This window comes from Mesorhizobium humile (assembly GCF_033977215.1).
GTDB lineage: Bacteria > Pseudomonadota > Alphaproteobacteria > Rhizobiales > Rhizobiaceae > Mesorhizobium > Mesorhizobium humile.
In genome coordinates this window covers 16,090-31,297 of sequence record NZ_JAVIIV010000029.1, presented here as the reverse complement: position 1 = coordinate 31,297, position 15,208 = coordinate 16,090, and the positions used below count along the sequence as shown (strand labels likewise).

The 15,208-nt window shown below is 63.8% G+C and carries 13 protein-coding genes; 7 read left to right on the top strand and 6 right to left on the bottom strand.

The window, feature by feature from the left end:
- Positions 1–45: 45 nt before the first annotated feature.
- On the bottom strand, positions 46–1,215 hold the full coding sequence (locus RFM52_RS29455) for a cystathionine beta-lyase (protein ID WP_320298326.1): 1,170 nt from the start codon (positions 1,213–1,215) through the stop codon (positions 46–48).
- A 467-nt stretch (positions 1,216–1,682) separates the two neighbouring features.
- Here RFM52_RS29455 and RFM52_RS29450 point away from each other — a divergent pair, with 467 nt between their 5' ends.
- The 5 genes from RFM52_RS29450 to RFM52_RS29430 all read left to right on the top strand — a co-directional run bounded on the left by RFM52_RS29450 (position 1,683) and on the right by RFM52_RS29430 (position 6,805).
- Positions 1,683–2,711: an amino acid ABC transporter substrate-binding protein gene (locus RFM52_RS29450; protein WP_320298325.1), complete on the top strand. Its 1,029-nt coding sequence runs from the start codon at positions 1,683–1,685 to the stop codon at positions 2,709–2,711.
- A 62-nt stretch (positions 2,712–2,773) separates the two neighbouring features.
- Positions 2,774–3,961, top strand: coding sequence for an amino acid ABC transporter permease (locus RFM52_RS29445; protein ID WP_320298324.1), 1,188 nt, complete (start codon positions 2,774–2,776; stop codon positions 3,959–3,961).
- A 4-nt stretch (positions 3,962–3,965) separates the two neighbouring features.
- Positions 3,966–5,123, top strand: coding sequence for an amino acid ABC transporter permease (locus tag RFM52_RS29440; RefSeq protein ID WP_320298323.1), 1,158 nt, complete (start codon positions 3,966–3,968; stop codon positions 5,121–5,123).
- A 15-nt stretch (positions 5,124–5,138) separates the two neighbouring features.
- A complete protein-coding gene (locus tag RFM52_RS29435; RefSeq protein WP_052457670.1) occupies positions 5,139–5,942 on the top strand; it encodes an amino acid ABC transporter ATP-binding protein in 804 nt (267 codons plus the stop codon).
- 197 nt (positions 5,943–6,139) lie between these two features.
- The gene (locus RFM52_RS29430) at positions 6,140–6,805 is read left to right on the top strand and encodes a TIGR02117 family protein (protein WP_320298322.1); all 666 of its coding nucleotides are present in this window, start codon (positions 6,140–6,142) and stop codon (positions 6,803–6,805) included.
- Between the two features lie 231 nt (positions 6,806–7,036).
- Here RFM52_RS29430 and RFM52_RS29425 read toward each other — a convergent pair whose 3' ends face one another.
- Positions 7,037–8,272, bottom strand: coding sequence for an FAD-dependent monooxygenase (locus RFM52_RS29425; RefSeq protein ID WP_320298321.1), 1,236 nt, complete (start codon positions 8,270–8,272; stop codon positions 7,037–7,039).
- 16 nt (positions 8,273–8,288) lie between these two features.
- Positions 8,289–8,534: a zinc-finger domain-containing protein gene (locus RFM52_RS29420; protein ID WP_320298320.1), complete on the bottom strand. Its 246-nt coding sequence runs from the start codon at positions 8,532–8,534 to the stop codon at positions 8,289–8,291.
- Between the two features lie 252 nt (positions 8,535–8,786).
- On the opposite strand from RFM52_RS29420, the gene RFM52_RS29415 reads away from it, so the two are divergent.
- Positions 8,787–10,982, top strand: a complete 2,196-nt coding sequence (locus RFM52_RS29415) for an RNA degradosome polyphosphate kinase (RefSeq protein ID WP_320298319.1) — start codon at positions 8,787–8,789, stop codon at positions 10,980–10,982.
- A complete protein-coding gene (gene ppx / locus RFM52_RS29410; protein WP_320298318.1) occupies positions 10,979–12,514 on the top strand; it encodes an exopolyphosphatase in 1,536 nt (511 codons plus the stop codon). The genes RFM52_RS29415 and ppx overlap by 4 nt, the downstream gene beginning before the upstream one ends.
- A 12-nt stretch (positions 12,515–12,526) precedes the next feature.
- On the opposite strand, the gene RFM52_RS29405 is transcribed toward ppx, so the two are convergent.
- From RFM52_RS29405 to fumC, 3 genes are all read right to left on the bottom strand, one after another.
- Complete coding sequence (locus RFM52_RS29405; RefSeq protein ID WP_320298317.1) at positions 12,527–12,943, bottom strand: DoxX family protein; 417 nt, start codon at positions 12,941–12,943, stop codon at positions 12,527–12,529.
- Positions 12,944–13,076: 133 nt separating this feature from the next.
- Positions 13,077–13,499, bottom strand: a complete 423-nt coding sequence (locus RFM52_RS29400; RefSeq protein WP_320298316.1) for a DoxX family protein — start codon at positions 13,497–13,499, stop codon at positions 13,077–13,079.
- Between the two features lie 211 nt (positions 13,500–13,710).
- Positions 13,711–15,108, bottom strand: coding sequence for a class II fumarate hydratase (gene fumC, locus RFM52_RS29395; protein WP_320298315.1), 1,398 nt, complete (start codon positions 15,106–15,108; stop codon positions 13,711–13,713).
- Positions 15,109–15,208: the final 100 nt, after the last annotated feature.

Genomic DNA, 15,208 nt, shown 5'->3' with positions numbered 1-15,208 from the left:
ACAGAGGCCTGTCTGCCGTGGTGGATTCCTCCGCCGGTCGGCCAGTCACTCGGCGGCGGCCGCCGTGAGTCCACGCAGAATGTCGGCCTTGAGGTCTTCGACATCCTCAAGCCCGATCTGCAGGCGGATCAGGGGGCCTGCATACGAACCCTTGGCAAGCGTGCGGTCGCCGAGGAAGACCGGAACGGCGAGGCTCTCATAGCCGCCCCAGGAATAGCCAAGGCCAAAGATCTTGAGCGCGTCGAGGAAGGCGTGCTGGGCCTTCTGTCCGCCGCCATTCAGCGCGATCGAGAAGACACCGCTGGAGCCGCAGAAATCGCGCTTCCAGAGCGCATGGTCGGGATGGCTTTCCAGCGCCGGATGCAGCACCTGCGCGACGCCTGGCTGCTCCTCCAGCCAGCGCGCGATGTCGAGCGCGCTCTTGCGGTGATGCTCGAGCCGCACCCCCATCGTGCGCAAGCCGCGCAGCACCTGGTAGACGTCGTCGGGACCGGAACAGCAGCCGAGCGTGCAGAAGCCTTCGTAGAGCTGCTTCCAATAGGCCTCGTTGGCCGACACCGTGCCCAGCAGCACGTCGGAATGGCCGGCTGGATATTTCGTCGCCGCATGTATCGAGATGTCGACACCATGGTCGAGCGGCTTGAAATAGAGCGGCGTCGCCCAGGTGTTGTCCATCATCACGATGGCGTTCGCCGCATGTGCCGCCTGCGCGATTGCCGGGATGTCCTGCACCTCATAGGTGTTCGATCCCGGCGATTCGGTGAACACCACCTTGGTGTTGGGCTTGATCAGCAAAGCGACGCCGGCGCCGATGCGCGGCTCGTAATACTCGACCTCGACGCCGAGCCGCTTCAGCATCGTATCGGCGAAGTGGCGCGTCGGGTGGTAGACGCTGTCGACGATCAACAGGTGATCGCCCGCGGCAAGGAAGGTGAGCAACGGTATCGTCACCGCCGCCAGTCCGGAAGGCACCGCGATCGTGCCGGCCGAACCCTCCAGCGCATCGACCGCGAGCGCCAGCGCATCCATCGTCGGCGTGCCGCGCGTGCCGTAAGTGTATTTCTGGCTGCGCCCGGCCATCGAGGCGGCGTCGGGATAGAGCACGGTCGAGGCGTGCACGACCGGCGGGTTGACGAAGCCGAAATAGTCGCGCGGATTGTTGCCGGAATGGGCAAGCCTCGTGTTGATGCCCATTTCGATGCCGTCTTTAACCATGGTTCGTCGCCTGTCGAATGATGTCAGGAGACCCAGCCATAAAGCGACGGCAAAGCCCGCGCAACCGCGCCGAGTCCGCCAAAGCCGGTCTTCCGCTAGGCCAATCCAAAGCCGCGCAGGCCCAGTAAAGCATCGCTATTGCCGCAGCGGATTCTGCCGCTGGGTCATGCATTCGCGACGGCGCGGCTTGGCTGATTTGTTCGCATGGCCTGCCGGTTTCATGTGCTCTTGTCCGCAATTTGGGCATTTGCGGCAATTGCTTTTCAAACCTCTCTGGAATCGGTCATTTCCCTTGACCTCACAGGAATAATCGCCTTCGATGCGCTTCGTGAATGGGAGGCAGCGCATCGGCAACCGATGCGGGTCCGGGAGTGGGCCTTGAAGTGGGAGCTGCATTCACAAACGAAAAAAGATCAAGCGTCGCCTGGCGATTAGGGGCGCCTGTAACAGAAAAGGGTCTGTGGGTCATGAAACACATTGCAATCGGCATTCTTGGCGCCGCCGCGCTCGGGTTCATGGCGTCCGCCGCTTCGGCCGGCACGCTCGATACCGTGAAGCAGAAGGGCTTTCTCCAGTGCGGCGTCTCGACCGGTCTCGCCGGCTTTTCGGCGCCGGACGACAAGGGTGACTGGAAAGGCATCGACGCGGATTTCTGTCGCGCCGTTGCGGCCGCCGTCTTCGGCGACGCCACCAAGGTCAAGTTCACGCCGCTCAGCGCCAAGGAGCGGTTCACCGCCCTGCAGTCGGGCGAGATCGACATCCTGTCGCGCAACACCACCTGGACCAGCAACCGCGACAGCGCGCTCGGCCTCGATTTTGTCGGCATCACCTACTATGACGGCCAGGGCTTCATGATCAACGCCAAGAAGCTGCCCGGCGTGAACTCCGCGCTGCAGCTTTCGGGCGCCGCCGTCTGCGTGCAGAGCGGCACTACCACAGAGCTCAACCTCGCCGACTACTTCAAGAAGAACAAGATGGAGTACAACCCCGTCGTGTTCGAGAAGCTGGAAGAGGTCAACGCCGCCTATGACGCCGGCCGCTGCGATGCCTACACCACCGACCAGTCCGGTCTCTATGGCATCCGTCTAACGCTGTCTTCGCCGGCCGACCATGTCGTGCTGCCCGAGATCATCTCCAAGGAGCCGCTCGGCCCGGCCGTGCGCCAGGGCGACGACCAGTGGGCGCATATTGCGCGGTGGACGTATTTCGCGCTGCTCAACGCCGAGGAAGCCGGCATCACGCAGGCCAATGTCGACGAGATGAAGACGTCGACCGACCCGAACATCCAGCGCCTCCTCGGCACTGAGCCCGACGGCAAGTACGGCGCCGATCTCGGCCTTTCCAACGACTTTGTCGTCAACATCGTCAAGGCTGTCGGCAACTACGGCGAAATGTTCGAGCGCAATGTCGGATCGGGCAGCCCGCTCAAGATCGCGCGGGGCATCAACGCGCTGTGGACCAAGGGCGGCCTGCAATACGGTCCGCCGATCCGCTGATTGAAACGTGATCCGGGAGGCAGGTTGTCTGCCTCCCGGTTTCTCTTTCCAGGGGACGGTCCATGGCTTCGCAGGAAATCCTTCGCGAGGAGCCGAGCCGCGGCTCCTTCATCAATGACCCGAGAATACGCAGCCTGTTCTTTCAGACGCTGGTCGTGATCCTGCTGTTCGGCTCGATCTGGTGGATCGTCCACAACGTCATCGAGAACCTCCAGCGCCTGCACATCGCTTCAGGCTTCGGTTTCCTCAGGAGCAGGGCCGGCTTCGACATCTCCGACACGCCGATCGCTTACACGTCCGACTCGACCTATTTCCGCGCGCTGGTCGTCGGTTTGCTCAACACGATCATCGTTGCCGTCGCCGGCATCGTGCTTGCCACGATCGTGGGCTTCACCATCGGCATTGGCCGCTTGTCGCAGAACTGGCTGATCCGCAAGATCTGCACGGTCTATGTCGAGATCTTCCGCAACATCCCGCCGCTGCTGGTCATCTTCTTCTGGTATTCAGGCGTGCTCGCCGTGCTGCCGCCGCCGCGCGAGAGCATCCACCTGCCTTTCGGCTCCTTCCTCAACCAGCGCGGTTTCTATTTTCCGCGCGCCGTTTGGGGGGACGGCTCCTGGCTGATGGGTGTCGCATTGCTGCTGGCCATTGCAATGGCCTGGTTCGTCGCCCACAGGGCGCGACAGCGACAGAAGGCGACCGGCCAGCAGTTCCCGGTCTTCTGGACGTCGCTCGCGCTTGTCGTCGGCCTGCCGGTGCTGGCCTTCCTGCTCGGCGGCATGCCGCTCACCTTCGATTTTCCGAAGCAGTCGACCTTCAACCTGACCGGTGGCTTCTGGGTCAAGCCGGAATTCCTGTCGCTCTTGCTGGCACTCTCCTTCTACACGGCGGCCTTCATCGCCGAGATCGTGCGCGCCGGTATCAGGGGGGTCAGCAAGGGGCAGAGCGAAGCGGCGGGTGCGCTCGGCCTCCGCTCCGGTCCGATCTTGCGGCTGGTGGTCATTCCGCAGGCGATGCGCATCGTCATCCCGCCGCTCACCAGCCAGTATCTCAACCTGACCAAGAACTCCTCGCTGGCGATCGCCATCGGCTATCCGGACCTTACCGCGACTGCCGGCACGGTGCTCAACCAGACGGGCCAGGCGGTGGAGGGCGTGTTCATCATGATGATCGCCTATCTGGTGCTGAGCCTCGTGACGTCCTTTGTCATGAATATCGTCAACGCCAGAATGGCGCTGGTGGAGAGGTAGGGCCATGCAGGAACACGACATGTCCTGGGTGCGCACCGAGATGGCGCTTGCCCAGCCGGCACCGCCTACCGAACGCGGCGCCTATGCCTGGGTGCGCAAGAACCTGATCGGTTCGGTCGGCGACACCGTCCTCACAATCCTCGGTATCGCCATCGTGCTGTGGATCCTGCCGCAGGTCATCAACTGGGCCTTCCTCAATGCCCAGTGGACCGGGCCGGACCGCACGGTATGCACGACCGCTTCGCAAGGCGGCATCCAGCCCGACGGTTGGACCGGCGCCTGCTGGGCTTTCGTCAACGCCAAGTTCGGCCAGTTCATGTTTGGCACCTATCCGATCGAGGAGCGCTGGCGGCCGATTCTGGTCGCCATCCTGTTCGTGGCGCTGCTGGTGCCGATGCTGATCCCCCGCGTTCCGCGCAAGGGGTTGAACGCGCTTCTGCTCTTCGTGGCGCTGCCGGTCGTCGCCTTCTTCCTGCTGGTCGGCGGCGTGTTCGGCCTGCCGCATGTCGAGACCCCGCGCTGGGGCGGGCTGCTGGTCACGCTCAGCCTGTCCTTCGTCGGCATTGCCGTGTCGCTGCCGATGGGCATCTTGCTGGCGCTCGGCCGGCGTTCGAAGATGCCGATCATCAAATGGCTTTGTATCGTCTTCATCGAGACGGTGCGCGGCATTCCGCTGATCACGGTGCTGTTCTTCGCCAGCGTCATGCTGCCTCTGTTCCTGCCGGAAGGCGTCAGCTTCGACAAATACCTGAGGGCCCTGATCGGCGTGTCGCTGTTTGCCGCCGCCTACATGGCGGAAGTGATCCGCGGCGGCCTGCAGGCGATCCCGAAGGGCCAGTATGAAGGCGCCGACTCGCTCGGCCTCGGCTACTGGCAGAAGATGGGCCTGATCGTGCTGCCGCAGGCCCTGAAACTGGTCATCCCCGGCATCGTCAACACCTTCATCGGCATGCTCAAGGACACGAGCCTGGTTCTGATCATCTCGATGTTCGACCTGCTCGGCGTGGTCAAGCAGAACTTCGCCGACCCCAATTGGGCGACGCCACAGACCCCGAAGTCGGGCCTGATCTTTGCCGCCTTCGTTTTCTGGCTGTTGTGCTTCGGCATGTCGCGCTATTCAATGTACACCGAACGCCGGCTCGACACCGGCTACAAAAGATAAAAAGGGGAATTGGCCATGGCCACCGAAAACGCCGTCAGCGCGGAAGACCTCAAGGTCAATGCCGGAAAGATGCATGTCTCGACCACCGATGTCGCCATCGATATCGTTGGCATGCACAAATGGTATGGCGAATTCCACGTGCTGAAGGACATCAACCTCAAGGTGATGCGCGGCGAGCGCATCGTCATTTGCGGACCTTCGGGATCGGGCAAATCGACCATGATCCGCTGTATCAACCGGCTGGAAGAGCATCAGAAGGGCAAGATCATCGTCGACGGCAAGGAGCTCACCAACGATCTGAAGAAGATCGACGAGGTGCGCCGCGAGGTCGGCATGGTGTTCCAGCACTTCAACCTGTTCCCGCATCTGACCATCCTGGAGAACTGCACGCTGGCGCCGATCTGGGTGCGCAAGATGCCGAAGAAGCAGGCCGAGGAGATCGCCATGCATTTCCTCAAGCGCGTCAAGATTCCGGAACAGGCCAACAAATATCCGGGCCAGCTCTCCGGCGGTCAGCAGCAGCGCGTGGCGATCGCGCGCTCGCTGTGCATGAACCCGCGCATCATGCTCTTCGACGAGCCGACCTCGGCGCTCGATCCGGAGATGATCAAGGAAGTGCTGGAGACGATGGTGGGGCTGGCGGAAGAGGGCATGACCATGCTCTGCGTCACCCACGAGATGGGCTTTGCCCGCAAGGTCGCCAATCGCGTGATCTTCATGGATCAGGGCCAGATCGTCGAGCAGAACACGCCGGCCGAGTTCTTCGACCATCCGCGCCATGAGCGTACGAAACTGTTCCTGTCGCAGATCCTGCACTGAGCGGGCCTCTGCTTCGTCATTCTAGGGCGGAGCAAGGAGCGAGCGACGCGGCGCAGACCCTAGAATCCATGCCGTGACACCGAGGCGTTGCCACGTTTCAGAATTCCGCACCGCTGCACCCCTCGGCAGAGGTCACGGCATGGATACTCGGGTCAAGCCCGAGTATGACGACGTCCCGGACAGAACCGCCGCGCCCGATGGGAAGAATCCTGCGATACTTGGCGATGCTGGTGGGTGCGGTGGTGCTTGCCGCCGCGCTCGGCACGCTGGTGCCGCGCCCGCTCTGGCCAGCCGCCGCCGGCGGCGAGGGGACGCGCCACATATTGGTGCTGAAGAACCCGATCCACACCGACATCGCCGTGCCCCTCGACGATGGCGTGCGCCGGCGCTTTGCCTTCCTGGCCGATGCCGGTCTGCCGATGGGCGCGCCGGAGGAGCGCTACATCGTCTTCGGCTGGGGCGGTCGCGCGTTCTATCTGGAGACGCCGACCTGGTCGCAACTGAAGGCCGGGCCGGTGTTGAAGGCGCTGACGCTCGACGCTTCGGTGATGCATGTCGATCTTGCCGGCGCGATCAAGGAACCACACCCGGATGTTGCAGGTTTCGACATCGACGAGCAGCACTTTTCGACGTTGCTCGACTACATCGCCGCGAGTTTCCAGCAAGGGCCTGAGGGACCAGTGGTGATCGAGAATGCGGGCTATTCAACCTATGACCGTTTCTACGAAGCCAACGGCCATTTCAACGCTCTGGTCGGCTGCAACACCTGGACGGCAGCAGGACTGCGTATTGCAGGCCTTCGCACGGGATGGTGGAACCCGCTGCCGATGTCGTTGGGGTGGTCGCTGAGGATGTACAATTAGCACTCGTCCAAGCGAGCGCCGAGTTCCGTCACACCCCCCTCTGGCCTGCCGGCCATCTCCCCCGCAAGGGGGAGATCAGCTGTAGCTGCGGCTTTCGCCAATCGCCAACGTCGCAGGATGAACGAGGCGCGTGAGCTGCCAATCTCCCCCCCTTGCGGGGGAGATGTCCGGCAGGACAGAGGGGGGCGCTGTCCCGCCAGCCTATCCAACTTTTCGCCCGTTAGGCATCCACTACCGCCTCACAACCTTCCGCTCCTCCCAGCCATACAGCCAGTCCAGATCGGCCGCGAGTTTCTCCGCCGGCCGCGTCGCCAGCACCAGGTTGCGGGCAATCGCCACCGGTCCCCTGGCATGCCAGGCCAGGCGATTGAGCGTGCCGCGCTTCAGCACCTTTTCGACGCGCGGCCGTCTCAGATTCTCCCAGATAGTCAGGCTCTGCTTCGGATCGTCCGGAAAATCGGCGACCAGATTGGCCAGCATCGCGGCATCCTCGATCCCCATCGCCGCGCCCTGCGCCGCGAACGGCGTCATGGCATGCGCGGCGTCGCCGATCAGCGCGATGCCTTGCGGGACCGCCCAGCGCTGTTGCCGGACCGTGTGCATCGGAAACGCCGTCCATGGCCCCGCCAGCGCGACGAGCCTTGCGAGCTTCGCCGCGGTGCCGCGCATGGCACTGGAGAGGATGGCCGGGTCGGCATGGCCTGACCAGCCTTCCGCGATCCGCTCGCCCTTGGTGAAGGCGGCGAGATTGATGGCGCTGCCCTTACTCACCGGATAGGCGACCATATGGAAGCCGGGATGCAGGAAGGTGGTGACGCATCCCGCCGCGCCGATCTCGGCAAAAGCCTGCCCTGCGGGGCTTTCGGTCGCCACTGTGGCGCGCCATGCCAGTCGGCCCGAGAAGCGGCTTTTCGCGAAACCGGATTCCCCGCCGGCAAGCTGTGCGCGAACCGTGGACCAGACGCCGTCGGCTCCGACCAGCAGGCTGCCAGCGACCTGTGCAGATTTGCCATCCGTCTCGACTGTCACGCTGATACCCGGCGCGTCGGCCGCGATGTCGGTCACGCGCGCGCCGATGGCAAGCTCGATATCGGGCCGGTCCGCCACTGCCGCCATCAGCGCTGCCTGCAGGTCGGCGCGATGCGCCACCAGATAGGGCGCGCGCCAGCGTTTTTCTCCGGCTTGTCCAAGCGGCACGCGGGCCAGCTCGCGCAGGCTTCTCGCGTCCTTCAGCACCACCGCTTCAGGCCGGATCGCGTCGGCCAGCAGGCGATCGAGCACGCCGAGCTGGCGCAGGATGCGGGTCGCGTTGGGGGAAAGCTGGAGCCCGGCGCCGGCGGCTTCGAGCTGCTTTGCCTGCTCGAACAGCTTTACCGGGAAACCGCGCTCGGCAAAAGCGAGCGCCGCCGTCAATCCGGCGATGCCAGCCCCGGCGATGACGATTTGCTGGGACCGTGTTTCAGCCATGATCGAGGAAAAAGGGTCAGGCGGCCTGGTCGACATAGAGGCAGCCGGCCGGCTGCGTTTCCGTCGCCTTCAGCGCCGGCGAATAGCGGTAGAGCGTCGAGCAGTAGGGGCAGACCTTTTCATTGTCGTCGCCCATGTCGAGGAACACATGCGGATGGTCGAAAGGCGGGTTGGCGCCGGTGCACATGAATTCCCTGACGCCGATCTCGATGACCGGATGGCCCGCGTCGTTCTGGAAATGGGGAATGCTACCGCCTGCCATCGTCGTCTCCAATTGGGTTCGGCCAGTGGGTGTGACCCGTCTGCATCTGGAGCATAACAGGCCAGTTTGCAAGATCGATGAAATCAAACTGTCGCAAAAGGCTGGCAGAGGATAAGTTGAGCCGGTTAAGCGCATGGCTCCGCGCACGGATCGATTCCGTGACGATCATGCGTCACAAAAACATGTTAGAGCGTCGCCGAACGGCAATATGCGGCGCTCCCTGGGGACGGTAGCGGGCAAGAGCGGGAAACCATGAACGAACTGAAGCCTGTGCAGAGCGAGTTCATCACCGTCGTGGCGGCAAGCCCGGACGGCGGCAATCCCGACCGTTTCGTCAACCGCGAATTCTCCTGGCTGCAGTTCAACCGCCGCGTGCTGGAGGAATCGCTGAACGAGCATCATCCGCTGCTCGAGCGCGTCCGCTTCCTGTCGATCTCGGCCGCCAATCTCGATGAATTCTTCATGGTCCGCGTCGCCGGCCTCGCCGGCCAGGTGCGCGAGGGCATCGCGCTGAAAAGCCCGGACGGCCGCACGCCCGAGCAGCAGCTCGAGCAATTGCTGCGCGAGGTCGAGCGCCTGCAGGAGGACCAGCAGAAGAGCCTCTCGGCACTGATGGTCCTGCTCAACAAGGAAGGCATCGAAAGCATCACCCGCGATGCGCTGACCAAGGACGAGAAGGCCTGGCTGGAGGAGCATTTCCAGGAACAGGTTTTCCCGGTGCTGACGCCGCTGTCGATCGACCCGGCGCATCCGTTTCCCTTCATTCCCAATCTCGGCTTTTCCATCGCCCTGCAACTGCGTCATCGCAAGAATGGCGAAGAGATGAGCGCACTGCTGCGCCTGCCGGTGGCGCTCAAGCGTTTCATCCGCCTGCCCGACCGCAAGAACCATGTCCGCTTCATTCCGCTGGAGGAAGTGGTCGGCATCTATATCGGCAAGCTTTTCCCCGGCTACGAGGTCAAGGGCTCGGGCACGTTCCGCATCATCCGCGACAGCGACATCGAGGTCGAGGAAGAGTCGGAAGACCTGGTGCGCCTGTTCGAAACGGCGCTGAAGCGGCGGCGTCGCGGCTCGGTGATCCGCATCGAATTCGACACGCTGATGCCGGCTCAATTGCGCGACTTCGTCGCCGGCGAGCTCGGCGTCTCGTCGAGCCGCATCAGCGTGCTCACTGGTCCGCTGGCACTCAACCAGATCTCCGAGATCGTCGCCATTCCGCGCGATGATCTCAAATTCACGCCCTACAATCCGCGCTTTCCCGAGCGCATCCGCGAGCATGGCGGCGACTGCTTCGCCGCCATTCGCGAGAAGGACATCGTCGTCCATCACCCCTACGAGTCCTTCGACGTGGTGGTGCAGTTCCTGCGTCAGGCCGCTGCCGACCCGGAAGTGGTGGCGATCAAGCAGACGCTCTACCGCACCTCGAACGACAGCCCGATCGTGCGCGCGCTGATCGACGCTGCAGAGGCCGGCAAGTCGGTCACGGCGCTGGTCGAGCTCAAGGCGCGCTTCGACGAGGAGGCCAACATCCGCTGGGCGCGCGACCTCGAACGCGCCGGCGTGCAGGTCGTGTTCGGCTTCCTGGAATTGAAGACCCACGCCAAGATGTCGCTGGTGGTGCGCCGCGAGGACGGCAAGCTGCGCAATTACGTGCATCTCGGCACCGGCAACTACCACCCGGTCACCGCGCGCATCTACACCGACCTGTCCTTCTTCACCACCGACCCGACGATCGCGCGCGATGTCGCGCAGCTCTTCAATTTCATCACCGGCTATGCCGAGCCGGCCGAGGAGATGCGCCTTGCCGTATCGCCCTTCACGCTGCGCAAGCGCATCCTGAAACACATCTCGGACGAGATCCTCCATGCCCGTGAGGGCCGGCCATCGCGCATCTGGATGAAGATGAACGCGCTGGTCGATCCGACCATCATCGATGCGCTTTACGACGCCAGCCGCGCCGGCGTCGAGATCGACCTCGTCGTGCGCGGCATCTGCTGCCTGCGGCCTCAGGTGCCCGGTCTGTCGGAGAACATAAGGGTGAAATCGATCGTCGGCCGTTTCCTCGAGCACAGCCGCATCTTCTGCTTCGGCAACGGCCACGGCCTGCCGTCGGACGAGGCGATCGTCTACATCTCGTCGGCCGACATGATGCCGCGCAATCTCGACCGCCGCGTCGAGACCCTGGTGCCCATCACCAATCCAACTGTGCATGAACAGGTGCTCGGCCAGATCATGCTGGGCAACATCATGGACAACCAGCAAAGTTTCGACGTATTGGCTGACGGCACCTCCCGGCGCGTTGTGCTGGAGGAAGGCGAGGAACCGTTCAACGCGCAGGAATATTTCATGACCAATCCGAGCCTGTCGGGACGGGGTGACGCGCTGAAATCGCATGCGCCCAAGCGCATTGCCCAGTTCAAGCGCCGCAAGAAGAACGGCGCCGCGTGATCGCAGTTTCCCAGGGCCGGCTTCAGGACCGGCGGCCGCTGTCGATCATCGACATCGGATCGAACTCGATCCGCCTTGTCGTCTATGAGGGGCTGGCCCGCTCGCCCACGCTTCTGTTCAACGAAAAGATGCTGGCCGGCCTCGGCCGCGGCATCGTTTCGACGGGTAAGCTCGATCCCGAGGCGGTGACGCGCTCGATGGAGGAATTCCGTCGTTTTCGCGCGCTTTCGGATCAAGCCGGCGCCGAGCATATGTATGTGCTGGCCACCGCCGCCGCGCGCGAGGCCGGCAACGGTCCCGATTTCATCCACCGCGCCGAGGACGTGCTGAGGACCGAGATCCGCGTACTCACCGGCCGCCAGGAGGCTTATTATTCTGCGCTCGGCGTCATGTCCGGCTTCCATCCCGCCAACGGCATCGCCGGCGACCTCGGCGGCGGCAGCCTCGAGCTGATCGACATCAACCGCGAGACGATCGGCCAGGGCATCACGCTGCCGCTTGGCGGCCTGCGCCTGCAGGACATGGCCAAGAACTCGCTCGTCCAGGCCCAGAAGATCGCCCGCCAGGAGCTGGCGCGGGCAAAGCTGCTCAAAGGCGGGCAGGGCAGGGTCTTCTACGCCGTCGGCGGCACCTGGCGAAACCTCGCCAGGCTGCATATGGAGATGACCAACTATCCGCTCGGCGTCATGCATCACTACGAGATATCGGCCGACAGCGCGCAGGCTTTCCTGAAACAGGTCGCCAAGGGCGAGGTCGAGAAGGTGAGGGGCATCGAGGGTGTCTCCAAGAACCGCCGCTCGCTCTTGCCCTACGGCGCCGTCGTGCTGCAGGAGATCATGACGGCGATGCAGCCTTCTAAGATCGTGGTTTCGGCGCAGGGCGTGCGCGAGGGCTTCCTCTATTCGCTGCTCGACGCCGAGGAGCAGAAATCCGATCCGCTGATCTCGGCCGCCGAGGAACTGGCGCTTTTGCGCTCGCGCTCGGTGCACCACGCGCATGACCTGGTCGAATGGACCGGCAAGGCGTTCAAGGCCTTCGGCATCGACGAGACGGAGGACGAGGCGCGCTACCGCCATGCCGCCTGCCTGCTCGCCGACATCGGCTGGCGCGCGCATCCTGAATATCGCGGCAGGCAGTCGCTCAACATCATCGCGCATGCCTCTTTCATCGGCGTCGACCATCCGGGCCGCGCCTATCTGGCTCTGGCCAACGCCTATCGCCACGACGGCATCTTCAACGACGGCATCGCGCCCGAGATCAAGGCGCTGGCGCCGCCCAGGCTGTTGGAGCGCGCCCGCTTGCTGGCGGCGATGATGCGCGTGGTCTATCTGCTCACCGCAGCGATGCCCGGCGTGATGCCGAGGCTGAAATGGGAAAGCCGCGGCAACGGCGCGCTCGCCCTGGTGCTGCCGGCCTCGCTCGCCGATCTTTATGGCGAACGGCCGGCTGGCCGTCTGGCGCAGCTTGCGCGCATCACCAACCGCCGCCTTGTGCTGGCGGTGGAAGGCGGGCCGAGCATTTCGGTCAAATAGGGCCGGCTTAGCTCACTTCGGCGCCGCGATCCCGAAGCCGCGACCGTCCAGCGACCAGGCGCCAGCGCCGGCCATGGCATGCGCCAGGAAACCGCCGGCAATGGCGATGTCCTTCATCAGCATCTGTTGATGCAGGAAGGACAACATCGGATCGTCGCCTTGGTGGTAATGGCCGATGAAGCCGGCGGCGATGCAGAAAGCGGCAAGCAGCAACGCAACGATCGGCGTCTGGAAGCCGATCAGGATCAGCGATCCGGCGGTCACTTCGAACAGGCCGGTCCCCCAGGCGGCCAATGTGGGCAAGGGCAGGCCGAGGCCGGCGAAATAGCTGCTCGTAGCGGCGATGTCGCTGAGTGCTTGAAGCCCCGACGGCACGAACAGGGCGGCGAGCAGCAGTCGCGCGATGAGAAGCAGTGCGTTGCGGGCCATGACCACCACCTTCCTTGTCGGCACGGTCCGGCAATGCCGGACCGGAGCATTAAGTCTAGTCCAGCAACGAAAAAGCGGCGCGGAAAATTCCGCGCCGCTCGACAGGGCTTGGGAGGAAGGGAACTGTTCGAGCTCAGGCGCGCTTGGCGTCGATCGAATAGGCGCCGGCGCCGGAGGAGGCGAGCAGGATGAAGCCGCCGGTGATGGCGAGGTTCTTGAGGAACTGGATCATCTGCATCTGGTCGGCCCAGCCGGTATGCGCGACCAGCCCGGTGGCGATCGTGAAGATGGCGAGCACCCAGGCGGCGATCCGGGTCTGGAATCCGACGAGGATGGCAAGGCCGCCGAGCAACTCGATCAGGCCGACGACAACGGCCGTCACGGTCGGGACCGGCAGGCCGAGGGCACCGAAATAGCCGGCGGTGCCGGAAATGGCGGTGAGCTTGCCGAAGCCGGAAAGCAGGAAGATGACGGCAAGCAGGATGCGGCCGAGCAGGATCGTGGTGGAGCTGTTGGATGCGGTGCCGTTGCCGGCGACGGAAGAGTTGATGGACATGGAGGTTCTCCGAACGGGGTTGAATGGCCCGTCAGATAAACGATGGAGACTGTTCACCAAAGCCGCCTATGCGGCAACACATTGTTCACAGGACGTGCATCCTATGATTCTGCGGCCGGCGTGAAATTCATGCCGTGGAAGTCGGTGACGGGAGCAAATTTTCCCACCGCAAAATACCGCATCGGTCTCGCCCGGAATGAGGAAGCCGCCCTCAGCCCGGATGCGTCATGTCCTCCGGCCGTACCAGCCGATCATAATCGGCTTCGCTGACCAGCCCGGTGGCCAAGGCTTCTTCGCGCAAGGTCGTGCCGTTCTTGTGCGCGGTCTTGGCTATCTTGGCGGCGTTGTCGTAGCCGATGGTGGGGGCGAGCGCCGTCACCAGCATCAGCGAGCGCTCCAGCGCGGCCTTGATGTTGTCCTCGCGCGCCTCGATGCCGACCACGCAATTGTCGGTGAAGGAGACGGACGCGTCGGCGAGCAGCTGCACCGACTGCAGGAAGTTGTAGGCCATCAGCGGGTTGTAGACATTGAGCTCGAAATGGCCCTGACTGCCGGCGAAGGCGAGTGCTGCGTTGTTGCCGAACACCTGCACGCAAACCTGCGTCAGCGCCTCGCACTGGGTCGGGTTGACCTTGCCCGGCATGATCGAGGAGCCCGGCTCGTTCTCCGGCAGCGACAGCTCGCCGAGGCCCGAGCGCGGGCCGGAACCGAGCAGGCGGATGTCGTTGGCGATCTTGAAAAGCGCCGCGGCCGCCGCGTTGATCGCGCCATGCGAGAACACCATGGAATCGTGTGCCGCCAATGCCTCGAACTTGTTCGGCGCGGTCACGAAGGCGATGCCGGTGATCGAAGCGATGCGATCCGCCACTTTTTCGGCGAAACCGACCGGCGCGTTGAGGCCGGTGCCGACGGCGGTGCCGCCTTGCGCCAGTTCCTGCAGGCCGGGCAGCGTGAGCTCGATGCGCTTGATCGACGAGGCGACCTGCGCGGCATAGCCGGAAAATTCCTGGCCAAGGGTCAGCGGCGTGGCGTCCTGCGTGTGCGTGCGGCCGATCTTGATGATGTGGTTGAAGGCGCGCGCCTTGGCGTCGAGCGCCTTGTGCAGATGGTGCAGCGCCGGGATCAGATGGTGCACGACCCGCTCGGCGCAGGCGACATGCATGGCCGTCGGATAAGTGTCGTTGGACGACTGGCTCATGTTGACGTGGTCGTTGGGGTGCACCGGCTTCTTCGAGCCCATCACGCCGCCGAGCATCTCGATCGCCCGGTTGGAGATCACTTCGTTGGCGTTCATGTTGGACTGCGTGCCGGAGCCTGTCTGCCAGACAACCAGCGGGAAATGCGCGTCGAGCTTGCCGTCGATGACCTCCTGCGCCGCCTCGACGATCGCCTTGCCGACGGCGGGATCGAGCCGCTTCATCTCCATGTTGACCTCGGCCGCGGCGCGCTTGACGATGCCCAAGGCGCGGACGATCGAAGCCGGCTGCTTTTCCCAACCGATCTTGAAATTGCCCAGAGAACGCTGCGCCTGCGCGCCCCAATAGCGATCCGCCGCGACCTCGATGGGGCCGAACGTATCGGTTTCGGTTCTGGTCTTTTCAGCGCTCACGGCCACTCTCCGGTCTGTCGATTTGGGCAAGGGCGTATCGCGTTGCACAAACGGCATCAAGCGGAGATTGCGGGCAGGGAAGATGCAAATCGGTTGAAGC

Excerpts from the sequence above, each read along its gene's own strand:
- RFM52_RS29455 (WP_320298326.1), bottom strand. The coding sequence starts at position 1,215 with ATGGTTAAAGACGGCATCGAAATGGGCATCAACACGAGGCTTGCCCAT.
- RFM52_RS29450 (WP_320298325.1), top strand. The coding sequence starts at position 1,683 with ATGAAACACATTGCAATCGGCATTCTTGGCGCCGCCGCGCTCGGGTTC.
- RFM52_RS29445 (WP_320298324.1), top strand. The coding sequence starts at position 2,774 with ATGGCTTCGCAGGAAATCCTTCGCGAGGAGCCGAGCCGCGGCTCCTTC.
- RFM52_RS29440 (WP_320298323.1), top strand. The coding sequence starts at position 3,966 with ATGCAGGAACACGACATGTCCTGGGTGCGCACCGAGATGGCGCTTGCC.
- RFM52_RS29435 (WP_052457670.1), top strand. The coding sequence starts at position 5,139 with ATGGCCACCGAAAACGCCGTCAGCGCGGAAGACCTCAAGGTCAATGCC.
- RFM52_RS29430 (WP_320298322.1), top strand. The coding sequence starts at position 6,140 with ATGGGAAGAATCCTGCGATACTTGGCGATGCTGGTGGGTGCGGTGGTG.
- RFM52_RS29425 (WP_320298321.1), bottom strand. The coding sequence starts at position 8,272 with ATGGCTGAAACACGGTCCCAGCAAATCGTCATCGCCGGGGCTGGCATC.
- RFM52_RS29420 (WP_320298320.1), bottom strand. The coding sequence starts at position 8,534 with ATGGCAGGCGGTAGCATTCCCCATTTCCAGAACGACGCGGGCCATCCG.
- RFM52_RS29415 (WP_320298319.1), top strand. The coding sequence starts at position 8,787 with ATGAACGAACTGAAGCCTGTGCAGAGCGAGTTCATCACCGTCGTGGCG.
- RFM52_RS29405 (WP_320298317.1), bottom strand. The coding sequence starts at position 12,943 with ATGGCCCGCAACGCACTGCTTCTCATCGCGCGACTGCTGCTCGCCGCC.
- RFM52_RS29400 (WP_320298316.1), bottom strand. The coding sequence starts at position 13,499 with ATGTCCATCAACTCTTCCGTCGCCGGCAACGGCACCGCATCCAACAGC.